The sequence below is a fragment of the Bacteroidota bacterium genome, assembly GCA_037133915.1.
GTDB lineage: Bacteria > Bacteroidota > Bacteroidia > Bacteroidales > CAIWKO01 > JBAXND01.
The window spans coordinates 1-25,570 of sequence record JBAXND010000015.1 but is presented as its reverse complement, the minus strand read 5'-3'; the positions used below and the strand labels follow the sequence as shown (position 1 = coordinate 25,570).

Here is a 25,570-nt window from a genome sequence, read left to right as displayed (position 1 = left end):
ATTCTTCACTATTAATTACCAGGTGATGGTCACTTTACCGTTTCCGCTCTGCACGCCGATAGTTGTTGAGCCGTTAGTAACCCCACCAATATACGATGATCCGCCGCCGCCGCCGGCACCGTAACCTGACCCGCAGATAACACCGCCGCCGCCGCCGCCGCCATACCAGCCGCCGCCGCCACCACCTGAATAACTCATGTCGCTATGGCAATTATCCGCGTCACCGCCAATACCAAACTGCCCCGGTGTGGCGTAAAGACCTGCATTTGAAAATCCGGCTGCACCGCCCGCAGTCTGTGTTCCTCCGCCACCGCCTGTTTCAAGTGAGCAGTCGTTCTGTCCGTTGCAACCTGCCTGACCAATCAGCGCACCGCCATCACCGCCATTGTCACCGTTATTATTATTAACAAGCGGAGCACCACCGCCACCGCCACCAACAATTACTCTGTCGTTGAGTGTTGTCCCGTTCACTCTGATGTCTGACGCGCCACCACCGCCACCTGCAGTGAAACCTATACCACCGCCGTTCCAGCCGCCCATGTCATATCTGTAGTTACCTCCATTTCCTGTTCCCGTTGGGAATCCTTCACCTTGTCCTCCAACATAAATATTAAGTGATTGTCCGGGAGAAACTGCGAGTGTTCCGGTGGCATATCCACCAAAACCGCCTGTTCCAAACCAGCTCTGACTGCAGTTGCCTCCTTGTGCTCCCCATGTCTCAACTGTTATGGAAGTGATACAAACAGGAACTGTGAACGTTTGCACTGCGCCGGTATAATTAAAGGTTTGGGAACCGTGAGTTATATTACACAAAGTAATGGTAATGCTGTTAGACGTAATAACTGATGTACAACCGTTCTGAGCAACGGTAAGGCTGATATTGTAAGTTCCGCTTGTAGCCCACTGAACAACCGGGTTCTGTGCAGTACTCGTTGCCGGCGTACCGTTCTGGAATGTCCATGAATAGGATGCGCCGCTTACGGTTGGCGTGAATGTAACATTGCTGTTTATTCCTCCGATTGTCGGGGTAAATGTAAAGGTTGAAACGGGCGTTTGATTCACCGTAACATTAACGTTAGCGATATTACTTGAGCACCCGCCTGCTGCAACACTTACGCTGTACTGACCGGCATTGGCAACTGTCGAATTAGGAATCTTTGGATTTTGCAGGTTGGATGAAAATCCGTTCGGTCCTGTCCAGGTATACGTAGTGTTTGGAACGGTTGATGCCGTGAGTTTTATAGTATCGCCTGAACACACGGGACTGTTGCTTCCCGCAACGGGTGCTACAGGAGGAATGCAGTTTCCACACAGCTCGTGCCACAGTCCGTTTTTAAATAAATTAATGCATTTTGTGTCCGTATTATAAATAATCAGACCATCGGCCGGATTGACAATGGCATTACGCTGCACTTCAGTCATGCGTGGCAATAAGGCGCCTTTATCAATGCTGCTTACATCAAGTATAGCCGATGGGTCGGCAGGACTGCCCGTAGTATTAATAGCCGCTCCCTGCGAAAAAACAGCTGTGGCTGATACTGACATTGAAAATGCAAAAATGATAGTTTTTAATAATTTCATTATTCATTTAAATTTAAAACTGTTACCTATTACTTATTAATTGTTTCTACCATGTAATAATAATCTGTCCATCACCCACTTTGACGCCTCTTGTGTGAACAACATTAGAAGAACCGGTAGGCGTTACATAATTGCTTCCGCCACCGCCGCCACGGCAATTGCCGCTTCCGGCACCACCATACCATCCAGAGCCGCCACCATAACCGTCGCATCCGCAACCATTATTGCTGTTGCCTCCGTAACCGAATCCACCGGAAACAATTGGATTATTCATGCTTGAACAGGTTCCTGTTCCGCTGCCAGTTTGAGTTCCACCCTGACCGCCCGCGTCAGCAGGTACACGATAGCCATCTTCGCCGGTAAGGCCGCCGCCTTTGCCTCCAACAACCTCAAGGCTGCTCCAGTAGCTTCCTCCGCCACCACCGGCACCCACAATAATACGTTCATTCAGTGAAGTTCCGCCTTGCCTGATATCAGAAGCGCCACCTCCGCCATAACCTGAGCCTGCTCCTGGACCGCCACCATTGAATCCGCCGTTAACACCTGAACCTTGTGAGCCAACATAAATTGTAAGTGTTTCGCCCGGTGTAACGGTGAGAGTGGCTGAAGCCAGTCCGCCATAGTTAGTATTGCCACTGTAGCCTGAGCCTCCCTGCGCTCCGTAAACGCTGGCAGAGATACTCGTCACACATACCGGCACCTGCCAGGTCTGCGCTGAACCGGTATAATTGAATGTCTGACTTCCATGAATGCTTCCGCAAGAACTAATGGTAATATTGTTTGTGGTAACTCCAGATGTGCACCCGGCTTGAGTTACGGTCAAGGTGATATTGAATGTACCGGTAGTGCCCCATTGTACAACAGGATTCTGTATAGTGCTTGTGGCAGGTGTTCCTCCCTGAAATACCCAGCTATAGGTTGCTCCGGTAACATTTGGCGTGAACGTAATATTGGTATTGATACCTGCACTTGTAGGATTCATTGTGAACGCTGACGACGGTGACTGATTAACCGTAACCGTTGTAACAGCGGCACTGCTGCTGCATGCACCTACTGTAGCTACAACACTGTAAATGCCTGAATTTGCCGTAGAGGAATTCGGTATTTTGGGATCTTTAAGTGTTGAAGTAAACCCATTTGGTCCTGTCCAGCTGTATGTAGCATTTGGAACCGCCGTTGATGTCAGTTTTATCGTGTCGCCTGAACAAACTGGGCTGTTGTTTCCTGCAACCGGTGTCGCGGGAGGCACGCAATTGCCACATATTTCAAACCAGGAACCGCTTTTAAACAGGTTGATGCACTTTGTAACCGTATTATAAATAATCAGACCGTCGGCCGGATTAACTATGGCATTGCGCTGCACATCGGTCATGCGCGGCAATAGGGCGCCTTTATCGATGCTGCTTACGTCAAGTATAGCGGACGGGTCGGCAGCGCTTCCGGTATTATTAATAGCTGCACCCTGCGGGAAAACTAATGAAACCGAAATCATTAGAAATACAAAGAATATTGCTTTTTTGAAATTCATGATTGCATCCTTTATGTTACATGGAAATATTCTGCCCGGTGTTAACGGCGATTCAATATTATACTAATATAAATACATTGACAAATTTAGGATTTTTGTCGGAAATGAGTGCCATTGAAGCGTTTATTTATCAATTTGGATGATATTATTTTCAATAGTGACCAATTATTTAGGAATTAATTAACTTTGTGCAAGCACCTGCTTTTTGGGTATTTTCCCTGAAGGCATAAAAATAATACTCATGAAAAATATCAACATTCTTATCGTTGAGGACGAAAAGCTTATAGCTCTTTCACTTAAACGAAATTTAACCGACGACGGTATCAATGTTATGGCTATTGCCGACGAAGGGAATTTAGCGTTGGAACTTGTCCATGAGCTCAAACCGGATTTGGTTATAATGGACGTGATGATAAAGGGCGACCTGACCGGTGTTGATGTATCAGAGAAAATCAGGGAGTTTTCCTCAGTTCCGATTATTTTCACTTCGGCTGTTACTACAGATGATATCCTTACAAGAGCAAAAGCGGTGCGCCCATATGGATATTTAGTGAAACCGGTTAACTACGATGAACTGAAGGTGAGTGTTGAGATTGCGGTAAGCAATTACAAATATGAACAGGACCTTTCGCGACAGAAAAAATTCTTTTGTTCATGTATGGAAGCTATTCCGGCAGGAGTGGCTATTGCCGGTCCCGATGGTAATCTGTTGTGTTGCAATCACGCTTTTTGCCTTATCGCGGGAGGTGACCCTGCTACTATCAAAGGTAAGAACATACGAGAATTGATGCCGTGCCCCGAAGTAGATTCCATTTTAGAATGTCAGACGGAAATTGATGTGCCTGGAGAGTTTCCCATTGTCTATTTAAACAAGGAAGGTTTGAATGTGCCTGCTCAAATGAATTACAATAGGGTAGATGATGATATTGATGAAGGGATACTTCATATTTTTTCATTCCCCGTTGAGTTCCTGAAAAAATAATTCTACTTAGCAGCGTCCGTCATTCCAGATGCGCCATGCCCACTCAGCCTGAAGAAAGAACATCTTCAGCCCACTGATGGTGTCGGCTCCGTATTTCCTGCCTTCATTCATGAACTCAGTAATAGGAGGGTTATAAACCATGTCGTACAACAGGTGCTTATCCGTTAGAAACTGATAGGGAATATCCGGCTTTGCGGTATCGCCGGGAACCATGCCAACAGGTGTAGCATTAATAATAATCAGATTATCGGTGATGCTCTCTTGAGTAAGGTCAGCATAGGTCATTATATTTTCTCCCTGCTTTTCGCGGGAAACAAACTTAAACGGGATATGATACATGCCCAGAATATAGGCTGCTGCCTTCGAGGCGCCACCGGTTCCCAGTATCAAGGCCGATTTGTGATAGCTTGATAGGTGAGGCCTTATAGAACGTTCAAATCCTATAACATCGGTATTATAGCCGTGCAGTATGTTTTTGCCGTTCTCATGTTTTATTTTAATAACATTTACAGCACCTGTGGCTACTGCAGTGTCATCAATTTCATCCAGCATCGGTATTATTATTTCCTTGAAAGGGAGGGTGACATTTAATCCTTCAAAAGGAATATTGGAAAGCAATAAAGGCAGTAATTCTATGCTTGAGAGCTCATACGGGCGATACATAGTTTCGGCTATCTTTTCTTTGCGGAATTTATTTGTAAAATATTCAGCCGAGAAAGAATGTGAGAGTGGATAACCGATCAACCCGAAATGTCTCAAAAAATAATTAACAATTAATAATTAATAATGAACAATGAACAATGAACAATGAACAATGTTTCTACTATAATCTATCCTTTAACTTTTAACTCACGACTCACGACTCACGACTCACGACTCACGACTCACGACTCATAACTCACGACTCACGACTCATGACTTACGACTTTTTTTTCTGTTCTTGTAAAATTTGTAAACGTAATAAATGACAGCTAAAAGAAGCACTGCAACTACAACATAATCTATAATGTGGCTGTACTTCATAATTTCGCCCCAGTTCTTTTTCAGAAAATATCCGGCAACAGTGAGTATCGAATTCCAGATACCTGCACCTATCAGTGTGTAGATGGAAAATTTCCAGAGGTTCATTTTACTGATACCGGCAGGGATGGAGATAAGATGGCGTACAACAGGAATGAAGCGGCATACAAATACTGTTACGTCCCCACGTTTACTGAACCATTTTTCGGTAACGTCCAGATCGCTTTTATCAAGTAACAGATACTTTCCCCATTTTTCAACCAGCGGTCTGCCGCCGGCTGCGCCCATCCAGTAACCAATCAGTGAGCCAATAATACTTCCAAGTGTGCTGAAGAAAATAACGCCCAGGAAAGACATTTTACCATCAGAGATTAAAAATCCTGCAAATGGCATTACGGCTTCGCTGGGAACAGGTGCTACCATACTCTCAAGGGCCATCAGTATTAAAAGACCCAGATAACCCAACTTCGAAATAAAGGCGGTAGCCATCGCTGCTATCCATGCTGTCAAACCCATACTGAATTGTATAAATTAGTTTTCAATCATTACGCCGATAAAATTATTCAAATTATCTGCAACCTTAAATTTTATTTTTTTTAAGCTCTTCAGGAAGATATTCAAAAAAAGTATCGCCCCTTAATCCAAGGCGAAGCGCTTCAAGTGCTATCAGCTCGTTGGGTGCTACATTACCCAGATTAGCATTCGCGCCAATCTTTTTTATGAACCAGACTTGTTGCGATTTGAGCGGTGTTTCCCATAATACACTGTCAGCGCCTACCTTTGCAATAATCTCGTCTATCAGTTCGCTTTCGGCTTTGCCTGCGCTGTTAAAGATTCCTACATTGCCACCTTCGCGGGCTTCGGCAATAACTTTAAATGCACCGGCCTCAAGCTCCGATTTCATACCATTTATCCATTCAGCAGTGCTCAGATGTACGTTTTCATCTTTCGAACCAACTTCAGACAAAACAGTGAAATCCTGTGCCAGTTTTTTGATGTATTCGCATTTCTGCGAATGTTCCATTTTCATCGAGCCGTCCGATACTTCAACGGTTTCAAGCTTCAGCCGCTTTGCCAGCTTTACATAGTCGTCAAACATGCCTCGTATTACAAAGGCTTCGAACAGCGTTCCGCCAAGGTATACGCGTATTCCGGCACGGTGAAATACCTTTACTTTATCTTCAAGACTTCCTACCACAGCTGAAGTGCCAAACCCAAACTTAACAAAATCGGCAATATAACCTCCTGCCGAAACCATGTTTTCACACTCTCTAAGGCTAAGGCCTTTATCCATAACCATAGTGATTCCGCTTTCCCGCGGCTTTTCGGGCCGTGACGGAATAAAGGGCAACGTATAGTTCATATCCCGAAATTATTTGGACTTATTTTTTATAAAATTCTATCAGGTCGGTTACACCGCTGTTCAGCTTAAGCTGGGGAAGATAATCAAGCAGGTCAATATAACCGCGATAGTCGAGGTTTAACGACTCCTCGAGTTTTAAAAGTGCTTCTTTTTCCAGTCCGGCAATGAAAAGATAACCGGCATGACGGTATTGAAATGCTGCATTCTTAGGCTGTTCCAGAATACCTTCGGCAATAGAATCAATGGCTTGTTCAATTGTCCCTGTTTCGGCTATCACTTCCGAAATGTCTATCCAGATATCGGTATCTTTAGGATTTAATTCACAAACCTTCCGATAGGATTCAAGCGATTTTTCGAGCATGCCCGTTTTGTACTGCAAATCACCCATAATATACCAGTAGTCGGCATTGATGGGCTCAATTTTAATGGCATTCGCCATAAAAAACTGTGCCTTAATAAAATTTCCGGTTTCCTCGTGAACCACACCAAGACCCATCCATGCATCTGCCAGAAACTCATCAATCTCAAGTGCTTTATTATAATTCTCGGTAGCCTGATCGTACATTTTAAGCTTTTCGTAGCACTCACCCATATAATAATAGGTCATGGCATCAGCTTCCTCAATTTCCAGAATTTCTTGGTACACCGCAATGGCTTCCTCATAGCGTTCCAGATTGATAAAGGCATTGGCTTTATTAAAGAAGCCCGAGATAAACGTAGTATTGATAGCTATTACATAATCATTGGCCTCAATTGCTTTTTCATACAATTCGAGATTGCTGTAGGCAATGCCGAGGTTAAACCATGCAACATCCGAATATGGATTTTCGTCGATGTACAGGTTGAAAAACTTAACAGCTTCCTCGGTTCTGTTCAACACTTCAAAGCAATACCCCAGTTCATACAAAATACTGTCGTTGGCAGGGTCTGCTTTAATGGCTTTTTTTAAATAGAACAGCGCTTTGGTATAATTGCCGGTATTCTGATATTCATATGCAATATTCGCAAAGATATCGGCAGGTTCATCAAACGACTCAGCTGCTTTTTTGTAAGCTTCTATAGATTTTTCGTAATGCTTAAGCTGGCTGTATATACTGGCTTTAACAAGTGTTATGTCCGGATCTTCACCATATTTCCGTTCAATCTGCTCAAGCATGTTGAGGGCTTTCTCAGGTTTGTCGGAAGAGGCGAGGAGCTGTGCTTTTTTTAACAGGAATGTGTGCGTATAAGGATGCTGCTGCATGGCCAGTTCAATGGCGATGTCAGTTTTTTTAAGGTTATCTTTTTCGAAATAATAGTCAATAATATCTTCGTACTCTTCTACGTCAAAGAAGCATTGCCCCTTTTCCGAAAGCATGTTTTCAAAGCGGGTAACCAAGTCGATGATGTAATTTTCATCAAAATCTTCAAAATCTTCATTCATAGCCATCAAATAATAATCTAAAGTACAAAATTACGAATAAAATGCAAGAAAAGTAAGGAAATTTGTAAACAACTGTTTATAATTATTTACTGTCAATGCGCTTCAAATAGACGGATAAGCATTATTTTTGCCACAAAATGACCTATGACACTTATCAAATCTATTTCCGGGATCAGAGGCACAATAGGAGGAAAACCGGGCGACGGCCTCAGCCCCATGGATATCGTAAAATATACCTCAGCCTTCGCCTCGTTTATTCTTACTGAAAGTGGTAAAAAGAAACCGCTTATCGTTGTTGGCCGTGATGCACGCCTTTCAGGCGATATGGTTAACCGCTTGGTAACAGGCACGTTAAATGCCATGGGCGCTGACTCTGTCGATATTGGACTCAGTACAACACCCACCGTTGAAATGGCGGTTACCGAGCTAAAAGCCGATGGCGGTATCATTATTACTGCCAGCCATAATCCGAAGCACTGGAACGCCCTGAAACTGCTTTGCAGTTCAGGCGAATTTCTGAATAACGAACAGGCTACAGAACTGCTCAGAATTGCAGAAAATAATGTTCCGTTATATGCCGAAATTATTGGTATCGGACATAATACCATGAATGATGCGATGATTGACATGCACATACGGAAAGTTGTGGACCTTCCGCTGGTGGATGTTGATGCTATCAAAAAAGCAAATTTCTCCGTAGCCATCGATTGCGTAAATTCAACCGGTGGAATAGTGCTGCCGCGTCTTCTTAAAGCACTTGGCGTTACCAAAGTCACGGAGCTTTACTGCGAGCCCGACGGCCGCTTCCCGCATAACCCGGAGCCATTGCCCGAGAACCTTCAGGAGCTTTCGGCAACGGTTACTAAAAATAACAACGATGTCGGTTTTGTAGTTGACCCCGACGTTGACCGCCTTGCTATTGTGTGCGAAGACGGCGAAATGTTCGGCGAAGAATATACCCTGGTTGCCGTGGCTGATTATGTACTTAAAAATAAAGCCGGCAACACCGTTTCTAATCTGTCGTCAACTTCTGCTTTGCGCGACCTCACTATAAAGCACGGAGGTACATACACACCTTCGGCTGTCGGCGAAGTAAATGTGGTTGACATGATGAAAAAAACCAATGCCGTGATTGGCGGTGAAGGTAATGGCGGTGTTATATTCCCGGAACTGCACTACGGACGCGACGCTTTGGTGGGGATTGCACTGTTTCTGAGTCATCTGGCGCGCTTCGGAAAAAGCTGTTCCACACTTCGGGCTACTTACCCGAATTATTTCATGTCGAAAAATAAAATTGAAGTTTCGAAAGATACCGATACGGCACTGATTCTTGATAAGCTGCGCGAAAAATATAAAAGTATGCCGCACTCATTGATAGACGGCGTTCGCATTGATGTGAGCCCTACCGAATGGGTGCATCTGCGCCGCTCAAACACTGAATCTATTATTCGTATTTATTCTGAAAGCGATTCAACGTCCAAAGCAGAACATCTGGCACGCAAATTTGTTCAGGATATTCGCGAAATCCTAAAAATAAACACCGAAGATTGACAAAGGGGAAATTGCCTTTGCTTAAAAAAATGATATACTTTGATAACGCGGCAACCACTCCTCTTGCCCCCGAAGTAATTTCGGTGATGCATCAGGTAATGACCGAAATTCCGGGGAATCCATCGTCTACACATGCTCTGGGTCGCAAAGCACGCGTACTTATTGAGGATGCTCGCCTTACTGTTGCCGGAATATTAAAAGTCAGTCCGGCTGAAATATTTTTTACCTCATCGGGTACCGAAGCACTAAACACGGTATTATTTAGTGCAGTTTTGGACAGCCGAATCAAGAACATCATTTCAAGCCGCCTCGAGCATCACGCAGTGCTTCATACGCTGGAAATCATTGACAAAAGGGGATGGGCGAACGTTCATTTTGTGAATACCGACGCTGCCGGGCATGTTTCACTCATTCATCTTGAGGAGTTACTTTCTGAAAATGAAAAAAGTATGGTGTGCCTGATGCTCGCGAATAATGAAATCGGGAATCTGCTTCCGTATAAAGAAGTAGCTGAATTATGCCATAAAAATGATGCTCTTTTTCTAACCGATGCTGTTCAGGCAGTCGGCAAAATGAAGCTCAACCTGGCTAACTCCGGAATCCATTTTGCAGCCTGCTCAGGACACAAATTTCACGGCCCGAAAGGAATCGGAATTTTGTATATCAACAAAGATGTTACAATTAGTCCGCTTATTTATGGAGGCGGGCAGGAACGCGAAATGCGCTCCGGAACCGAGAATATTTACGGTATCGCCGGCATTGCAAAAGCCATGGAGGTTTCGTATGCTTCTTTTGATGAAAAAACGGCGCATTTACGGGCACTTAAAAACCGAATGATTGAAGCGTTGAAATTGAATTTTTCAGGAGCGATTTTTAACGGCGATTGCGAATCAAACGGGCTTATCAATCTGTTGTCGGTTTCATTGCCGACCAAATCCCGCTCAGAAATGCTTTTACAGCGATTGGATATGGACGGTGTGGCTGTTTCGGGCGGAAGTGCCTGCTCATCGGGCGCGCTCGGCACTTCTCATGTTATGGACGCCTTGGGAAAGAATCACGAACTGCCTGTTATCAGGATTTCGTTCAGCCGTTATAATACGTTTGAAGAAGTAGATCAATTTATCGAAGTCTTAAAGAAGGCTTATAAGTAGCGATGCGCGAATGCCGCGTTCAGATTTCTTCATATTAATTACCAAAAATACCATCGTATGCTCTATTTATTACTGGCCATAATGTTCACGACAACCATCATGTTATTGTTCAAACTTTTTGATCGGTATAAAGTGGATAATCTGGTTGCCATCACGGTCAATTACGCGGTTGCTGCCTGTTTTGGCTTTTTTCTCTCACCTGTAAGGATGAGTCCCGCAACGATTATCGGTCAGCCATGGTTTTGGGTGGCTCTAGCCGCCGGTGCATCGCTCATCATCACCTTTCTGATTTATGCATTGTCAACGCAAAAAGTGGGCATTGCCATTTCGGCCGTTACCGGAAAAATGTCGGCAGTTATTCCGGTAATGATTGGTATACTGATGTTTAGAGAAAGCATGAATGCGCTGAAAATCATTGGTGTAATACTGGCATTGGTTGCTTTCTGGCTCACGTTTAAAAAGGAAAAAGCCGGTAAAATTGAATGGAAATACCTGTTTCTGCCGTTTCTGCTCTTTGTCGGTAACGGAGCCAATGATTCCCTCTTTAAAATAGCTCAGGCATGGTATATCCCGAATGAAAATATTACTTTTTTTCTTGCCTGTACTTTCGGAATATCACTGCTGATGGGACTTTTGGTACTGGTAATCCGGATTATCATAAAAAAGAAATGGCCGGATATTAAAAGTATCATTGCCGGTATTTTACTCGGACTGGCAAACTGGGGCGCGACCTATTTCTTTTTCCTCGGACTGACCAATTTCGACATTTCCGTGTTTGTACCTGTTTTCAACGTCAGCATTGTGATATTAAGCGCCTTAAGCGGATTGCTGCTGTTCCGCGAAAAACTCAGGCTGATAAACTGGATAGGAATCGCATCGGCCGTAGCGGCCATTTTGCTCATTGCGTTTTCGTAAGTTCGGCTGCTTTGAATATCCGACATATTTTACACACCTAATCGACTTAGATACGTAACGGTTTTGATTCGGATTTCATTAAAAAAATCACCTCTGTATAATAATATGTGCATTTTGATGTTTTAATATTCAATTAATTGTACTAATTTTGCGCCCATGTTTAAAAAAGCCGTCACCTTTACATTTATATTGCTGACAGTCATATTGTTATACTCCTGTACCAGCTATCGTCAGGTGCTTAAGAGTACCAATACGTCGTATAAGTACAAAATGGCCGTTGGATATTATAACAAAGGCGATTACCATCGTGCACTGCAGCTTTTTGATGAACTGCTGATTTATTATCGCGGAAACGACACCTCCGAAAAGATAAATTACTACAATGCTTTCTGCTATTACGGTCAGGGTGATTATCTGCAGGCAGGTTATTATTTTCTTAAATTTACCTCTACCTTTCCCACCAGTAAATACACTGAAGAATGCCTCTATATGAGCGCTTTCTGCCAATCTCTATATTCACCTGATTACAGTCTGGATCAAACCATAACCATTGAAGCCATCAAAGGACTTCAGTTATTTGTTGACCAATACCCGAAAAGCGAGCGTGTAAAAGACTGCAACAAACTCATTGACGACCTCAGAGGCAAGCTGGAACAAAAATCATATGAAGTGGCACGGCTTTATCTGAAAATTGAAAGTTACCCTGCAGCAGTTATCTCTTTTAAAAATCTGCTGAAGGAATTCCCGGATACCCGCTTCAGGGAAGATGCCTATTTCTACATTCTCAAATCACAATACCTGTATGCTCTAAACAGCATAGAAAATAAGAAAAAGGAGCGGTTTAGCGCTTCAGCGGATGCCTATAATGCGCTGTTGTCAACCTATCCGACAACAAAATACCTCAACCAGGCAAATGTAATTTATAAAAGCATTACCAAAGAGTTGAGTAAACCACCCAAAACGAAAAAATCATAAAATAGCGATATGGATTATAAAAAAGTAAAAACAGAACCGGTAGCCGTTACACGCAACATTTCTGACTTCACAAAAAATTACAGCAATATTTACGAAGCTGTGGTTATCCTTTCCAAAAGAGCCAATCAGATTGCTTCGGAGATTAAAGAAGAGCTGAACGGCAAGATTGAAGAGTTCGGCACCAACACCGATAATCTTGAAGAGATCTTTGAAAATCGCGAGCAGATTGAAATCGCTAAATTCTACGAACGCCTTCCCAAGCCGACATTACTTGCTATCAATGAGTTTTTGCACGACCAGATTTATGTAAGAAATCCTCTTGCCGAGATTCAGGAAAGCACTTTATAAAAGCATCGCAATGCTACAGGGCAAAAAGATTATTCTGGGAATTACGGGAAGCATTGCTGCCTATAAAATTCCTTTACTTGTGCGTTTGCTGATTAAAAATGGGGCAGAGGTGCAGGTACTGATGACACCTGCTGCCCGCGATTTTGTTACCCCGCTTACACTTTCTACACTTTCGCTGCATCCGGTGATGTGCAACGGGTTCGACCCCGCCAATGGCAAATGGAACAGCCATGTGGAAATGGGCAACTGGGCCGATGCTATTGTGCTGGCACCGGTCACCGCCAACACACTTGGCAAAATGGCAAACGGACTTGCCGATAATCTGCTTGTGGCAACTTATCTTGCTGCAAAATGCCCGGTGTATTTTGCTCCTGCCATGGATTTGGATATGTACCGGCATCCTTCCACCCAAAAAAATATTGCAGCACTTCAATCATACGGTAATATCCTCATTGAGCCTCAAGAAGGAGAACTTGCCAGCGGACTTTGCGGCGCAGGCCGCATGGAAGAACCGGAGCAAATCCTCGCCATTCTGGCCGAAGGGTTAAAAAAAAAATCCCTGCTGATAGGTAAAACGGCTCTTGTTACGGCCGGCCCGACTCATGAAGCTATCGACCCCGTTCGTTTTATAGGCAACCAATCAGGTGGCAGAATGGGCATTGAAATTGCCCGCGGACTTGCCATGCGCGGCGCAGATGTAACCCTTGTCTGCGGGCCATCCAATATAGAAATATCACACAGAAATATACATCTCATAAAAGTTACTTCTGCCGCGGAAATGTTTGAAAAATGCTCCGGCGTTTTCGCAGCATCGGATATCGTTGTTATGGCGGCAGCGGTTGCCGATTATACACCCGCCCATCCGCTCGAAAATAAAATCAAGAAAGATGGTAAGGCGCCGATAACGCTTGAGCTGAAGCCAACCATCGATATTCTCGGAACCTTGGGGAAACTCAGGTCGGCAAATCAGGTACTTGCCGGGTTTGCCCTTGAAACAGAAAATGAACGCGGCAACGCTTTGAAAAAACTGCATAATAAAAACCTCGACTTCATCGTTCTTAATTCGCTGCGGGATGCAGGTGCCGGTTTTGGGCATTCGACCAATAAAATCAGCATACTCAAGGCTGATGGATGTGAGAAGGAATTTCCCCTCAAATCTAAAGCTGAAGTTGCTGCCGATATTATTGATGAAATTGAAAATATCCTGAAGGAAAAAAAATAGTATATTTGTTCAGATGCAACGTATGAAAAAACTTCTGGCTTCTTTAATACTGCTGTTCATTGTTCCGATGGCAATGGCGCAGGAACTCAACTGCATGGTTACGGTCAATTCGCAGCAAATTGAAGGTTCGGATAAAAGTGTTTACGAAAACCTTCAGAAGGCAATCCGTGAATTTATGAACGAGCGCAAATGGACGGGCTACGTTTATAAAATTGAAGAACGTATTGAATGCAGCATTCTGATTACGCTGTCCGAAAGGATTTCGAACGAAGAATTTAAAGGCACGATTCAGGTGCAGTCGCGCCGTCCTATCTTCCAGTCATCGTACAATTCGGTAATGCTCAACCTGCTCGATAAAGATTTTCAGTTCAAATATCTTGAATCAACACCGCTTGATTTCGATGAAAACAGCTTTCAGTCTAATCTCACTTCAGTACTGGCATTTTATGCAAATTTGATTATCGGACTTGATTTTGATTCCTATTCGGTATATGGCGGCTCTCCTTACTATAATAAATGCCAGACCATTGTAAATAACGCGCAAAATACTGCCGACAAAGGTTGGAAAGCATACGAGAGCAAGAAAAACCGCTACTGGATTATCGAAAACCTGCTGAATAAATCGTATTCACCGATAAGAGAATGCTTATATCTGTACCACCTGAAAGGTTTAGATGCGATGAAAGAAAATGTTGAACTGGGACGTGCACAAATTACTGCAGGTTTAGAAAAAGTTCAGATGGTGAACCGCGATAAACCCGGATTGTATCTTATTCAGTTGTTTATTGATACCAAGCGCGACGAACTTATAAATATTTATTCCAACGCTCCGGCCAACGACAAACCTAAAATTGTGAATCTTCTTAAGGAAATTGACCCTGCTCATTCGGGCGATTATAATAATAAGATTCTGAACGCCGCTGGGATAAAATAATCAATTCAATTACCGGAATCATGCTGCAGCACCTTTCAGTAGAAAATTACGCGCTCATCGATAAGCTGGAAATTGATTTTGAAGATGGCTTTTCAATTATTACCGGCGAAACCGGTGCAGGCAAATCCATATTACTGGGAGCACTGGGTCTTATTCTTGGTCAACGGGCCGATTCGCAGGTATTATCAGACAAATCCAGAAAGTGTATTATTGAAGGCGTTTTCCTGATAAAGGATTATAACCTCGATGACTTTTTTGCTGAGAATGACCTTGATGCCGGCGACACGGCCATACTGCGCAGAGAAATTACGCCCGAAGGAAAATCAAGAGCCTTTATTAACGATACGCCGGTTAATCTTAACATTCTTAAAGAAATCTCCGACAGACTTGTTGATATTCATTCCCAGCATAAAAATCTTTCGGTAAACGAACATTCGTTCCAGCTTTCTGTTATCGACGGCTTTGTCGGACATAATGCCTTACTCAAAAAATACAAAGCCGAATACAATACGCTGATGAATTTCCAGCGGCAAATGCAGGAGTTGGAAAAAAAAGAACTGCAGGCCCGTACAGATCAGGATTACTTTCGTTTTCTGTTTGATGAACTTGACAATGCTGCTCTGAAAGAAAACGAACAGGAGAACCTTGAAGCCGAACAGGCCGTTCTCAGCCATGCAGAAACAATCAGTATTACGCTTTCTAAAGTTACAAACGCATTTTCGGGTGACGATTTAAATTTACTCGGTACCCTAGCCGAAACGATTAATCAGCTTGACCAGGTGGCGCGCTACCATGCCGATATTGCTGCGCTCACCGACCGGTTGAAAACAACCTACATCGAAATAAAAGATATTGCCGGCGAAACTGCCGCTCTTGAAGATAAAATTCAGCACGACCCGGCACGCATGGAAACTGTGAATGCAAGGCTCGACCTGTTGTACCGTCTGCAGCACAAACACAGGGTTTCTACCGTGAATGAACTGCTTACGCTGAAGAATGAACTGGACGATAAATTGTTGGCTATAGTTTCGCTTGAAACGCAGATTGCTGAACTCAGAGGCACAATCGAAAATCAGACTGAAAGCTGCACCGGCATTGCATCCAAACTTTCGGAAGCTCGCAAAAAAGCCATTCCGCAGATGGAGAAAAAGCTGGCGGCTGTTCTCAAGCTGCTTGGTATGCCCGACGCTCAGCTTAAAATTGCCCATGAAATTTCAACATCACTTAAACCGGAAGGCTTCGACCATATCACATTTCTGTTCACCGCCAATAAAGGCATGGAGCCAAAAGGTCTGTCGAAAGTAGCCAGTGGCGGCGAATTGTCGCGCCTGATGCTTGCGGTAAAATCGCTGGTATCGCAGCGCAGCCTGCTTCCTACAATTATATTTGACGAAATAGACAGCGGCGTATCGGGCGAAACTGCCGGCAAAGTGGGTAAGATACTTTCCGGAATGGCCGATTTTATGCAGGTTGTAGCGATTACGCATTTGCCGCAAATTGCCGGTATGGGCAAAAACCATTATTTCGTTTATAAAAAGAATGAAGGCGGACTGACACGTTCTTATATTCGCAAACTCACAGAAAGTGAACGCGAGCAGGAAATTGCACAGATGCTCAGCGGCGAAAATTATTCGGACGCTGCACTGAAAACTGCCCGTGAACTGCTCAGCACAAAGTAATCAATCATTCCATGACATACAATCTGTTAAAAGGTAAAAAAGGCATTGTTTTCGGTGCCCTCAACGAACATTCCATTGCGTGGCACGTTGCCGAAAAAGCACATGCCGAAGGCGCAGAACTGTTGCTCAGCAATATGCCGGTAGCTTTGAGAGTAGGTACGCTGGGCATACTCGCTGAAAAGCTTGGTACTATTGTTATTCCTGCCGACGCCACCCTTATTCCCGATCTTGAAAATCTGTTTGCAAAAGCGATGGAATATTTTGGCAGTCCTGTGGATTTTATACTGCATTCAATAGCGATGTCGCCGAATGTCCGCAAAGGGAGAAAATACGATGACATTGATTATGATAACTTTCATAAAACCCTCGATGTTTCTGCACTTTCGTTGCATAAAATGCTGCAGGTTGCGAAAAAAGCCGGTGCATTAAATACAGGTGCGTCCGTTGTTACTATAAGTTATATCGCGTCCCAGCGCGCTATGCCCGGCTATGGCGATATGGCTGAAGCCAAAGCGATGCTTGAATCCATCGTTCGAAGCTTTGGATATATTTATGGAAAAGAACAGCAGGTGCGTATCAATGCAGTAATGCAATCGCCCGTTCAAACACCTGCTACATCTGTAGTACCGGGGATGGCGGCAATTATTGACCACAGTGCACTTACGGCGCCTCTGGGAAACGCAGGTGCCGATGATTGTGCAAATGCATGCATGGCCTTATTTTCAGACCTTACGTCGAAAATTACCATGCAGACCATATTTAATGACGGTGGTTTCTCCGCGATGGCCCAATAGTAACTAAAACTTCACGGTGAGTTTTATGCCGTTGCCCGGACTGCTGACTGTGTTGAACGACAACGGTGTGATTTGTGGTTCCACCTTAAATGAAAGATCGTCGCTTACATCAAATTTATAGAGATGCGCGTCTACCGTGGCATCTACAACATTCAAAATATACAGTAAGCCTCCGATAACACAGGTGAGCTCAAAATTGCGGTGGTAAAAATCACGGTACGCGAGCACTGCATTTTCCGATTCGTGCGGAAAAGGGTCAATAATATCGGGACTGACGCCCATCTTCGAGTAATAGGAATCGCGGTAATCAACGTATTTTCCGTGGTAACGAATTCCAAAATAGGCCAAAGCGCCAAATCCTCCGTAAATGATGGGTAATTTCCAGTATTTCCTGTTGTAGATTTGTCCCAGTCCAGGCAACACCGCGCTCATCCAGGTAGCTGCTTTGGGCGAATGCTTTTTAACTTTAGCAGTATCCGACGGCTGTTTTTTCCCTTTATCGGGAAGCATGAAACCGCTGTTTGAAATGTCCTGTTTTCCTGCATTGCGATGTTGAAGCAAATTATCGGAAAAGCTGTGTGATAATGATTTTGACGAAGTTTTGAGCGTAATGCTTTTTACGCTTATCTGATTTTGATGAAATGAAGTCTGAGCGTTGACAAATGGATGTGCCATTACAAAAAAAGCAACTGCTGAGAGCAGTGCTTTTCCGTAAAATTTATAGATGTCTTGAAAAAAGATCATGAACGTTTAAATTGTTCCAGAATTTTCTCCAGTTCCGATTCGTTTGAGAAGGGGATAACGATGCTTCCTTTGCCTTTATTGTATTTTACCTCAACACCGGTGCTGAGGCGTTCCGACAGCATTGCTTTAAATTCACTGATACGACCGGGAATTTCGGCAGCGACGACTTCCTTTTTCTGAACTACCGGCCGGTCGCTCATTTCGCGTACCAGCTTTTCTGTTTCTCTTACAGACAGACCGTTGGTAACAATCTCGTTGAAAATAAACAGCTGGCGTTCTTCGCTGTCAACATTGATTATGGCTCTTGCGTGGCCCATGCTAAGTATGCTGTCGCGGACAGCATACTGAATATCGGCGGGCAGTTTAAGCAGCCGCAGATAATTAGAAATCGTTGTTCTGTTTTTTCCGACCTGAACGCTGAGCTGGTCCTGTGTAAGGCTGCATTCTTCAATGAGACGCTGAAAGCTTATTGCAATTTCTATGGCGTTAAGGTTTTCGCGCTGAATATTTTCAACCAGCGACATCTCGAGCATTTGCTGGTCGTTGGCAATACGGATGTATGCGGGAACTTCGGTAAGGCCGGCTAATTGAGATGCCCTGAAACGTCTTTCTCCTGAAATGAGCTGGTATTTGTCATAGCCCATTTTGCGCACCGTAATGGGCTGTATAATACCCTGTTTGCTGATAGATTCGGCCAGTTCTCTCAGCGCGGCATCTTCAAAGGTTGTTCGTGGCTGAAACGGGTTGGTTTCAATATCTTCAATACTGATTTCTGTGATTGCACCTACAACGAATTTGCCGGTTTGGTCGGTGGAAGTAATATCTGTTTCGGGACTTTCAAGCAAGGAGCTCAGTCCCCGTCCCATGGCGCTGGGCCGTTTTTTAGTTACCATCATTGAAATCTATAAGTTTATCGGCCTGTTTTATGCGTGTCATTTCATTTTTCTGAAGAATTTCGCGGGCCAGGTTAAGGTAATTAATCGCGCCACGGCTTTCTGCATCATACATGATGATGGTTTCGCCGAAACTGGGAGCTTCGCCCAGCTTGGTATTCCGCTGAATCAGCGTATCAAACACCATTTGCTGGAAATGGGTTTTAACTTCTTCCACTACCTGATTGGAAAGGCGCAGCCTTGAATCATACATGGTAAGCAAAATACCTTCAATGTCAAGGTCGGGATTCAGACGCGACGAAGATTGTATGAGTTTTATAGTGTTCAGCAACTTGCCAAGCCCTTCGAGTGCAAAGTACTCGCACTGAACCGGAATAATAACCGAATCGGCGGCTACCAATGCATTCACAACAATCAGTCCCAGTGATGGAGAGCAGTCAATGATAATGAAATCGTAGCTGTCACGGAGTTTGTTGATGACTTTTTGCTTCATCTTTTTCTCCCGTTCGGGCAGATTGATCATTTCAATTTCAGCGCCAACAAGGTCAATATGAGCGGGCAGGAGGTCAAGATTCGGAGTTTTGGTATTCAGAATAATCTTTTTTGGCTCAAGATTATCGGGGTCAATAATACATTCGTATATACTTGTCTTGATATTTCTCGGATCAAACCCAACACCCGATGTGGCATTGGCCTGAGGATCGGCATCTATAAGTAAGGTCTTGTATTCCAGCACGGCAAAACTCGCTGCAAGATTAATTGCAGTGGTGGTTTTGCCGACACCGCCTTTCTGGTTTGCTATAGCAATAACTTTTCCCATATCTTCTTTCGGCTGCTTTTCGTCCGAATTTTTGTGTCCTTTGATTTTCGGAAGCAGCACAAAAATATAACAAATTCTTCATGCCGCAGACGAAATTTTATTCACAATGCACAATCCTTAACTGCAGTTTCCCGGGGCATCTCAATAATTACCCGGACGCTTACAGCATAACATGCACTCAACTGATGTTTTATCAGCTGCAACCTGAAATTTGTGGATTTTTATTTTTCTTCTCCGCGAGCTTCGAGATCTTCAAAATCGACATCGCTAAACGGGCTGTTTACTTCGTCGGGGTCAGGTTCGGGCTTTTCGCCTGTGTCAATAAAATGGATTACGTCTGACAATCCTTTGGTGAACTTTTCAAAATCTTCTTTATACAGAAACAATTTGTGTTTTTCATAGAAGAATTTGCCCTGCTCATTGTTAAACCGTCTCTTGCTTTCGGTAATGGTAATATAAAAGTCCTCTGCCTTTGTCGATTTAACATCGAAAAAATAAGTCCTTTTCCCCGCCCTTACTGCTTTCGAGAAAATCTCTTCACGACTGTTTCTGTCGTTTTTTTCATTCTCTTCCATATAGCACCGCATTTAAATTTGACTTCCAACGCAAATGTATAAAATTTTTGATAATAAATCACAGACCGTTCAAGTTTAACTAATTTATTCTATATGTTGAATTTATATTTAATGTAACATTCCGATATCCAAATATATAGTGATATTTTATCAGCTAATTTATGGAAGTAATCAATGCTGTATATGCTTTTTGTATTTCTGAAAATTGTATTGTTGAGAGCACTTTGATTTACTTGTTTTAGATAATGATAGTTACAAATTCAGAGGCAGGTTCTGAAATTTTAAACTTGAATATTTATGTTGTAACGAAAAAAAAGTGGCTGCGTTTTCGCAGTCACTCTCTTTTCAAGTCTTAATTCCGTTCAGGACTTAGGTAAAGATAATCTGAGTACCCTGTCCGCCGCACATGGCATAGAATTCACCAATGGTTATAATAGCTTTGACATGCTCGGAAAAATCTTCTTTTTTCAGTTTGAACATATCAACCGCCAGTTTGCAGGCATAGATTTCGCCACCGCCGGCAACTATCATATCCAGAAATTCGCTCACGGGAGGAATGTCCAGTTTCGCCATCTGGCTGCGCATCATAGCAGAAACGCCGGTTTCAACGAAAGGAATGGTGCCAAGCACCGTAGGGAAGGGAATGCCGCCCGGCATTGACATGGCCGGATTCCCGACTACGCCCGTGTGCAGATGGTCCATTTTATTTTTACGAATTCCGTCGAGGCCAAAGAAGGTGAAAAACACCCTCGCCTGAATGCCTTCCATAACGGCGCCATTGGCCATTACAAGTGTGGCATATACGTCTTCAATCGTGCCTTTGGCACAAATGATACAGACTTTTTTCAAAGGATACTCTTCCATGATAATTGTTTTTTTGTTGTTGTTTGAAGCAGTTTATACGCAGCTTACCGGTTTGGGAATACCTGCAATTTTTGATGATTTTTTTAAGGGTCCGCCGGGGAAAAGGTCATAAAGACCTTTGATATCTACAATTCCTGATTTTCCTACACTACGGATGGTGAGAACCTCACCTTTCAGAGCACGTTCCCTTAAATAATTCAGTACTTCATAATGCTTATCCGTAAGTGCGATTTCTTCTTCTTTCGCAATTTCGGCGGCAATTTCTTTGGTCCACTGTGAAGCGTCGGTGAGATATCCTTCTTCGGTAACATTCACATCAACACCGTTAAAATTTTTGATTGGCATGACATTTATTTATTTAGTTAAACAATTCAGTTATTTGGCACTTTCCTTAATTACACGGAGTGTATAAGAAAGCGCTTTGCGCACTTCAGGCGATTTCAATTCTTTGTAAATTTTATAGAGAGATTTATTATCAATGGTTTCATCAATTTTTGTTGAAGTAAGAACTCCTGAAACTTTTTCGAGTGACTGCATCAGCGATTTATCATTGAGTAAACGTACGAGGCTGAACAGGCTTGGCATATTGGATGAAAGCGCCTTCAGGTCATCCACCGTATAATGTTTGTGCATTTCACCAATCATGTGATACAATTCTGCCATGTACTCAAAGTAACCTTTGGTTTCGTACTCATGGAGCTTGTGAATAAAATCGATAATCATTTCGCGGGCAATGGGAGCGGCATCTTTGACCAGATCTACCGTGCTTTCAAACATATCAAGCACCTGCGAAATATTATTTACGTTACGAAGAAGTTTAAAAAGCAGTTCTTTTATGGCAAGGGTGTCGAGTTCGCAACCGCGCTGGTCCAGTTCTTCAACTACGCTTTTAAACACATCTTTACCAATAATGGACACGTCGGTAATCAGGTCATCCACGACTTCCCTTTTCTGACGCTGCTCATTTACGTATTCCAGCAATAGATCCACTTTTTGATTCAGCTCGGAAATTTGTTGCTGCAAATCTTTTTCAGACATGGTTTTTTCCATTTTTTAGTTTGCCTTTTTACCTGCCATTGACATTTCAGCTTCAATCGGCATTTCTTTTCCTTTAAGCAATATGTGCCAATAGATCCAACGGAAGAGAACCTTGCCGTAGTGGTTCATTTTTGTATTCTGCAGCAGCCCGAAAGGTCCTATTCCCGGCAATGGAAACGTGCCCGGAAGCGGTTCTGTCTGGTAATTGAAATCAATGAGCGAGCCCTTGCCATATCCTGTTTCTATGTAACAGTTGGCATGTCCGTCGAATTTGGCGTGCAAAGGACGATTTTCGATAGCGCTCAGCAGATTTTCGAATAATACCTCTGCGGCGAAATGTGCTACTGAGCCGGCTTTTGATGTAGGAATATTGGAGGCGTCGCCGAGTACAAAAATGTTTTCATAATCGACAGAGCGAAGGGTGAATTTATCGGTTGCAACATAATTTAAATCGTCGCCCATCCCGCTACGGGCAATCATTTCATTGCCTTTGTTTACGGGAACTATGGCAAGCACATCGAAAGGCACTTCCTGTCCGTCGTATGAAACGATTTTTTTATTTTCGTTATCCACATGTTCAATATAAAAATCCGGGATTACATTGATGTGCTTTTCATGGAGCAATTCACCCAGCATTTTTGATGCACGGGGTTTTGTAAACGCACCTGAAAGAGGCGTTACGTATATTATTTCCACTTTATCACGAATACCTACTTTTGAAAAATACTCATCGGCCAGAAATACAAATTCAAGTGGTGCCACAGGGCATTTAAAAGGCAATTCTGCAATGTTCATTACAAGTCTGCCGCCCTGCCATGTTTTGAAAAATTCACGAAGGGCCAGCGCTCCGTCAATGGTATAAAAATCAAAAATATTTTTGCGCCATAATTCGCCAACCAAGCCGGGCGTTTCTTCCGGATGAATGTCGTTACCTGAAGCGATTATCAGAAAGTCGTAGGTTAATATTTTACCACCCATTAACTGAACCTGATTTTTCCCGGGCTCAATTTTATCAATTTCTGAATAAATAACATTAATCCCAACCGGAAAGAAATTGCTTTTGGGCTTGATTACGTCCTGTTTGTTATATATCCCAAAAGGAATAAACAGCAGGCCGGGCTGATAGTAATGGGTTTTTTCTTTATCCACAATAGTGATGTCCCATTCGCTTCTGTCAAGAACTTTACGAAGCTTGTTTACCATGATTGTTCCTGCCGTACCTGCACCGAGAATCAGAATTTTTCTCATATTTAAAAGGATTATTTTGTCGGTTTCGTATTTAATCATGTAAAGATATAAATAAAAATATATCCTACCTTTTAGATAGTAAATAAATTTTGGAAATTGATTTAGGTCATTTTATATGGAAAAATTCAATATCCAATTGTCAAATATAGAATAATTAAGTCGAATTTAATCATGCACAAAAAAAAGCCCGCTCTGCAAAGAGCGGGCTTTTTGTCTTGCAAATAAAAATTAGCGGATAAGCATTACGGTTCCTCTGTATGTATGCGGGTTTCCGTTAATTTCTTTGAAGAATATCTGCCATGTATAAACACCAGGATTAGCCATTTGTCCGTTCGAAAATTTGCCATCCCAGGGTTTATCCCAATCAGAGGACTCATATTGCAATTTATCCCATCTGTCATAAACTTCGAATTTGAGACCATTTTTATCGAGATTGGTTCCAACAGGCATATAAAAGTCGTTCAATCCGTCACCATCCGGTGTAAAAGCGTTAGGCGCAAAGAATGTGAAAAAATCTGTTACAACGACTTCCTTCACTGCCGTGTCTTTACAGCCATTATCGTTCTCTACAAATAGTTTTATATGATATTCGCCCACTTCATTGTAAAGATGCCCCGGGTTTTTTTCTGTAGAATAATCCTGACCGCCTGAGTTTGGATCATCAAAATCCCATGTCCAATGCGTAGCGTTTATTGATTGATCTACCATGGCAACATAAGGTTCCGAAATTGTAATATCCTGGGGTGTCGTAATAAATGCTGCGACAGGGTTTGGATATACTATTACAGCTTGTGGGTAATGGTATTCAGCGGTGCATCCATTAAGACTTGTGAGTGATAATGAAATCGTGTATTCGCCCGCATTCGCATAGAAATGAGATGGATTTTGATCATAAGAAATATTAGATGTGAGTGAAGCAGAATCACCGAAAGTCCACTCGTAAATCATGTGAGGCGGAATTGTATTTTCAGTAATATTCACGGTCAAAGAACCACATCCGGTTTTGTTATCCAGGGTGAAATCCGGTACCGGTTTTGGAGAAACAACAACGGTAGCTGAATCTGTTGCCGGAAGGGAACCGCAGGCATCAGTAACTGTTACAAAATAGGTTGTTGTTACAGATGGAGATACAGATACCGGCGGATTTGCTGCGCCAATACCATTGCTCCAAACGTAAGCGTATGGTGGAACACCTCCTGAAACAGTTGTGGACAGTGTCGTCTGGTCGCCTTCGCATATCGCTGAAGGTGTAAAGTCAGATAACGTAAGTGGTGCATTTGTATAAATAGTTACACTGGCGGGCGATGAGCTGCATCCGTTGGTATCAGTAACCGAAACAATGAAAGTGGTGGTGCTGAATATTTGCAGCGAATGCTGTTCTCCGGTGCCAACGCCATTGTCCCAGTTGAATACATAACCCGGATTTCCACCAAATGCAGTAGCACCAATAGTTGCATATGTCCCGTTGCACACAGTGTCGTCTGCCGATGCAATTACAACAAGCTGGTCGGGCTGGGTAATTGTGAACGAACTAATAGCTGAACAGTTTTTCGTATCTGTGACGGTGACCGTATAACTTCCTGCACTTAAGGAACTGTCAGTTGCAGATGCAGTTGAATTTGACCAAAGATAGTAGTACGGCGATATACCGCCTGATACAAGTATGGTTGCACTTCCATTGTCACCGCCAAAACATGTGACGTTGGAAGAACTTTGTATTGTTGCCGTAAGTGTCGATGCCTGAGAAATCTGAGCTTGATCGGTCGAAATGCAACCGGCTGAATCGGTAACAGTCACTGTGTATGTTCCTGCAGCCAGATTATTGTTGACAGCCGTTGTTGTTCCGTTTGACCATGCATAAGCGTAAGGTGATGTTCCACCGCCGGCAGTCACTGTTGCAGAACCATTGTTTCCTCCGTTGC

25 protein-coding genes are annotated in these 25,570 nt (G+C 43.2%); 10 read left to right on the top strand and 15 right to left on the bottom strand.

Annotation, left to right across the window (positions count from 1 at the left end):
- Positions 1-15: 15 nt before the first annotated feature.
- Both WCM76_06930 and WCM76_06925 read right to left on the bottom strand, forming a co-directional pair.
- On the bottom strand, positions 16-1,581 hold the full coding sequence (locus WCM76_06930) for a glycine-rich protein (GenBank protein MEI6765359.1): 1,566 nt from the start codon (positions 1,579-1,581) through the stop codon (positions 16-18).
- 46 nt (positions 1,582-1,627) lie between these two features.
- Entirely contained in the window at positions 1,628-3,109 is a 1,482-nt protein-coding gene (locus WCM76_06925) for a glycine-rich protein (GenBank protein ID MEI6765358.1), read from the bottom strand.
- A 241-nt stretch (positions 3,110-3,350) separates the two neighbouring features.
- Here WCM76_06925 and WCM76_06920 point away from each other — a divergent pair, with 241 nt between their 5' ends.
- Positions 3,351-4,091 carry a response regulator gene (locus WCM76_06920; GenBank protein MEI6765357.1) on the top strand — a complete coding sequence of 247 codons (741 nt, stop codon included), beginning with the start codon at positions 3,351-3,353 and terminating at the stop codon, positions 4,089-4,091.
- Positions 4,092-4,097: 6 nt separating this feature from the next.
- Here the strand turns inward: WCM76_06920 and aroE are convergent, their stop codons facing one another.
- The 4 genes from aroE to WCM76_06900 all read right to left on the bottom strand — a co-directional run bounded on the left by aroE (position 4,098) and on the right by WCM76_06900 (position 7,897).
- The gene (gene aroE, locus WCM76_06915) at positions 4,098-4,835 is read right to left on the bottom strand and encodes a shikimate dehydrogenase (protein MEI6765356.1); all 738 of its coding nucleotides are present in this window, start codon (positions 4,833-4,835) and stop codon (positions 4,098-4,100) included.
- Positions 4,836-5,003: 168 nt separating this feature from the next.
- On the bottom strand, positions 5,004-5,627 hold the full coding sequence (locus WCM76_06910) for a DedA family protein (GenBank protein MEI6765355.1): 624 nt from the start codon (positions 5,625-5,627) through the stop codon (positions 5,004-5,006).
- 64 nt (positions 5,628-5,691) lie between these two features.
- Positions 5,692-6,474, bottom strand: a complete 783-nt coding sequence (locus WCM76_06905) for a phosphosulfolactate synthase (GenBank protein ID MEI6765354.1) — start codon at positions 6,472-6,474, stop codon at positions 5,692-5,694.
- Between the two features lie 19 nt (positions 6,475-6,493).
- On the bottom strand, positions 6,494-7,897 hold the full coding sequence (locus WCM76_06900; protein ID MEI6765353.1) for a tetratricopeptide repeat protein: 1,404 nt from the start codon (positions 7,895-7,897) through the stop codon (positions 6,494-6,496).
- Between the two features lie 144 nt (positions 7,898-8,041).
- On the opposite strand from WCM76_06900, the gene glmM reads away from it, so the two are divergent.
- From glmM to WCM76_06855, 9 genes are all read left to right on the top strand, one after another.
- On the top strand, positions 8,042-9,448 hold the full coding sequence (glmM, locus tag WCM76_06895; GenBank protein MEI6765352.1) for a phosphoglucosamine mutase: 1,407 nt from the start codon (positions 8,042-8,044) through the stop codon (positions 9,446-9,448).
- Between the two features lie 29 nt (positions 9,449-9,477).
- On the top strand, positions 9,478-10,599 hold the full coding sequence (locus WCM76_06890; protein MEI6765351.1) for a cysteine desulfurase family protein: 1,122 nt from the start codon (positions 9,478-9,480) through the stop codon (positions 10,597-10,599).
- 57 nt (positions 10,600-10,656) lie between these two features.
- Entirely contained in the window at positions 10,657-11,514 is an 858-nt protein-coding gene (locus WCM76_06885; protein ID MEI6765350.1) for a DMT family transporter, read from the top strand.
- 156 nt (positions 11,515-11,670) lie between these two features.
- Positions 11,671-12,489 (top strand): outer membrane protein assembly factor BamD, encoded by an 819-nt coding sequence (bamD, locus tag WCM76_06880; GenBank protein ID MEI6765349.1) that lies wholly within the window; start codon positions 11,671-11,673, stop codon positions 12,487-12,489.
- A 9-nt stretch (positions 12,490-12,498) separates the two neighbouring features.
- Positions 12,499-12,837, top strand: a complete 339-nt coding sequence (locus WCM76_06875) for a DNA-directed RNA polymerase subunit omega (protein MEI6765348.1) — start codon at positions 12,499-12,501, stop codon at positions 12,835-12,837.
- Between the two features lie 10 nt (positions 12,838-12,847).
- The gene (coaBC, locus tag WCM76_06870; protein MEI6765347.1) at positions 12,848-14,059 is read left to right on the top strand and encodes a bifunctional phosphopantothenoylcysteine decarboxylase/phosphopantothenate--cysteine ligase CoaBC; all 1,212 of its coding nucleotides are present in this window, start codon (positions 12,848-12,850) and stop codon (positions 14,057-14,059) included.
- Between the two features lie 22 nt (positions 14,060-14,081).
- Positions 14,082-14,993, top strand: a complete 912-nt coding sequence (locus WCM76_06865) for a DUF4835 family protein (protein ID MEI6765346.1) — start codon at positions 14,082-14,084, stop codon at positions 14,991-14,993.
- Between the two features lie 20 nt (positions 14,994-15,013).
- Positions 15,014-16,672 (top strand): DNA repair protein RecN, encoded by a 1,659-nt coding sequence (gene recN / locus WCM76_06860; GenBank protein MEI6765345.1) that lies wholly within the window; start codon positions 15,014-15,016, stop codon positions 16,670-16,672.
- Positions 16,673-16,683: 11 nt separating this feature from the next.
- Positions 16,684-17,466, top strand: a complete 783-nt coding sequence (locus WCM76_06855; GenBank protein MEI6765344.1) for an SDR family oxidoreductase — start codon at positions 16,684-16,686, stop codon at positions 17,464-17,466.
- 3 nt (positions 17,467-17,469) lie between these two features.
- On the opposite strand, the gene WCM76_06850 is transcribed toward WCM76_06855, so the two are convergent.
- The 9 genes from WCM76_06850 to WCM76_06810 all read right to left on the bottom strand — a co-directional run.
- Positions 17,470-18,210: a DUF5683 domain-containing protein gene (locus WCM76_06850; protein ID MEI6765343.1), complete on the bottom strand. Its 741-nt coding sequence runs from the start codon at positions 18,208-18,210 to the stop codon at positions 17,470-17,472.
- Entirely contained in the window at positions 18,207-19,106 is a 900-nt protein-coding gene (locus WCM76_06845) for a ParB/RepB/Spo0J family partition protein (protein MEI6765342.1), read from the bottom strand. The genes WCM76_06850 and WCM76_06845 overlap by 4 nt, the downstream gene beginning before the upstream one ends.
- On the bottom strand, positions 19,093-19,923 hold the full coding sequence (locus tag WCM76_06840) for an AAA family ATPase (protein MEI6765341.1): 831 nt from the start codon (positions 19,921-19,923) through the stop codon (positions 19,093-19,095). The genes WCM76_06845 and WCM76_06840 overlap by 14 nt, the downstream gene beginning before the upstream one ends.
- A 221-nt stretch (positions 19,924-20,144) precedes the next feature.
- Positions 20,145-20,498 carry a DUF3276 family protein gene (locus tag WCM76_06835; protein ID MEI6765340.1) on the bottom strand — a complete coding sequence of 118 codons (354 nt, stop codon included), beginning with the start codon at positions 20,496-20,498 and terminating at the stop codon, positions 20,145-20,147.
- Between the two features lie 369 nt (positions 20,499-20,867).
- Positions 20,868-21,362, bottom strand: a complete 495-nt coding sequence (locus tag WCM76_06830) for a DsrE/DsrF/DrsH-like family protein (protein MEI6765339.1) — start codon at positions 21,360-21,362, stop codon at positions 20,868-20,870.
- Positions 21,363-21,395: 33 nt separating this feature from the next.
- A complete protein-coding gene (locus WCM76_06825) occupies positions 21,396-21,707 on the bottom strand; it encodes a TusE/DsrC/DsvC family sulfur relay protein (GenBank protein MEI6765338.1) in 312 nt (103 codons plus the stop codon).
- Between the two features lie 30 nt (positions 21,708-21,737).
- A complete protein-coding gene (locus tag WCM76_06820) occupies positions 21,738-22,412 on the bottom strand; it encodes a hypothetical protein (protein ID MEI6765337.1) in 675 nt (224 codons plus the stop codon).
- A gap of 3 nt (positions 22,413-22,415) precedes the next feature.
- Positions 22,416-23,648 carry an FAD/NAD(P)-binding oxidoreductase gene (locus tag WCM76_06815; GenBank protein ID MEI6765336.1) on the bottom strand — a complete coding sequence of 411 codons (1,233 nt, stop codon included), beginning with the start codon at positions 23,646-23,648 and terminating at the stop codon, positions 22,416-22,418.
- A 228-nt stretch (positions 23,649-23,876) separates the two neighbouring features.
- Positions 23,877-25,570 (bottom strand): PKD domain-containing protein (locus WCM76_06810; GenBank protein MEI6765335.1); only part of this gene is annotated, 1,694 nt, incomplete at its 5' end.

Coding starts and splice junctions, on each gene's coding strand:
- WCM76_06930 (MEI6765359.1), bottom strand. CDS start 1,581: ATGAAATTATTAAAAACTATCATTTTTGCATTTTCAATGTCAGTATCA.
- WCM76_06925 (MEI6765358.1), bottom strand. CDS start 3,109: ATGAATTTCAAAAAAGCAATATTCTTTGTATTTCTAATGATTTCGGTT.
- WCM76_06920 (MEI6765357.1), top strand. CDS start 3,351: ATGAAAAATATCAACATTCTTATCGTTGAGGACGAAAAGCTTATAGCT.
- WCM76_06910 (MEI6765355.1), bottom strand. CDS start 5,627: ATGGGTTTGACAGCATGGATAGCAGCGATGGCTACCGCCTTTATTTCG.
- WCM76_06905 (MEI6765354.1), bottom strand. CDS start 6,474: ATGAACTATACGTTGCCCTTTATTCCGTCACGGCCCGAAAAGCCGCGG.
- WCM76_06900 (MEI6765353.1), bottom strand. CDS start 7,897: ATGAATGAAGATTTTGAAGATTTTGATGAAAATTACATCATCGACTTG.
- glmM (MEI6765352.1), top strand. CDS start 8,042: ATGACACTTATCAAATCTATTTCCGGGATCAGAGGCACAATAGGAGGA.
- WCM76_06890 (MEI6765351.1), top strand. CDS start 9,478: ATGATATACTTTGATAACGCGGCAACCACTCCTCTTGCCCCCGAAGTA.
- WCM76_06885 (MEI6765350.1), top strand. CDS start 10,657: ATGCTCTATTTATTACTGGCCATAATGTTCACGACAACCATCATGTTA.
- bamD (MEI6765349.1), top strand. CDS start 11,671: ATGTTTAAAAAAGCCGTCACCTTTACATTTATATTGCTGACAGTCATA.
- WCM76_06875 (MEI6765348.1), top strand. CDS start 12,499: ATGGATTATAAAAAAGTAAAAACAGAACCGGTAGCCGTTACACGCAAC.
- coaBC (MEI6765347.1), top strand. CDS start 12,848: ATGCTACAGGGCAAAAAGATTATTCTGGGAATTACGGGAAGCATTGCT.
- WCM76_06865 (MEI6765346.1), top strand. CDS start 14,082: ATGAAAAAACTTCTGGCTTCTTTAATACTGCTGTTCATTGTTCCGATG.
- recN (MEI6765345.1), top strand. CDS start 15,014: ATGCTGCAGCACCTTTCAGTAGAAAATTACGCGCTCATCGATAAGCTG.
- WCM76_06855 (MEI6765344.1), top strand. CDS start 16,684: ATGACATACAATCTGTTAAAAGGTAAAAAAGGCATTGTTTTCGGTGCC.
- WCM76_06850 (MEI6765343.1), bottom strand. CDS start 18,210: ATGATCTTTTTTCAAGACATCTATAAATTTTACGGAAAAGCACTGCTC.
- WCM76_06845 (MEI6765342.1), bottom strand. CDS start 19,106: ATGATGGTAACTAAAAAACGGCCCAGCGCCATGGGACGGGGACTGAGC.
- WCM76_06840 (MEI6765341.1), bottom strand. CDS start 19,923: ATGGGAAAAGTTATTGCTATAGCAAACCAGAAAGGCGGTGTCGGCAAA.
- WCM76_06835 (MEI6765340.1), bottom strand. CDS start 20,498: ATGGAAGAGAATGAAAAAAACGACAGAAACAGTCGTGAAGAGATTTTC.
- WCM76_06830 (MEI6765339.1), bottom strand. CDS start 21,362: ATGGAAGAGTATCCTTTGAAAAAAGTCTGTATCATTTGTGCCAAAGGC.
- WCM76_06825 (MEI6765338.1), bottom strand. CDS start 21,707: ATGCCAATCAAAAATTTTAACGGTGTTGATGTGAATGTTACCGAAGAA.
- WCM76_06820 (MEI6765337.1), bottom strand. CDS start 22,412: ATGGAAAAAACCATGTCTGAAAAAGATTTGCAGCAACAAATTTCCGAG.
- WCM76_06815 (MEI6765336.1), bottom strand. CDS start 23,648: ATGAGAAAAATTCTGATTCTCGGTGCAGGTACGGCAGGAACAATCATG.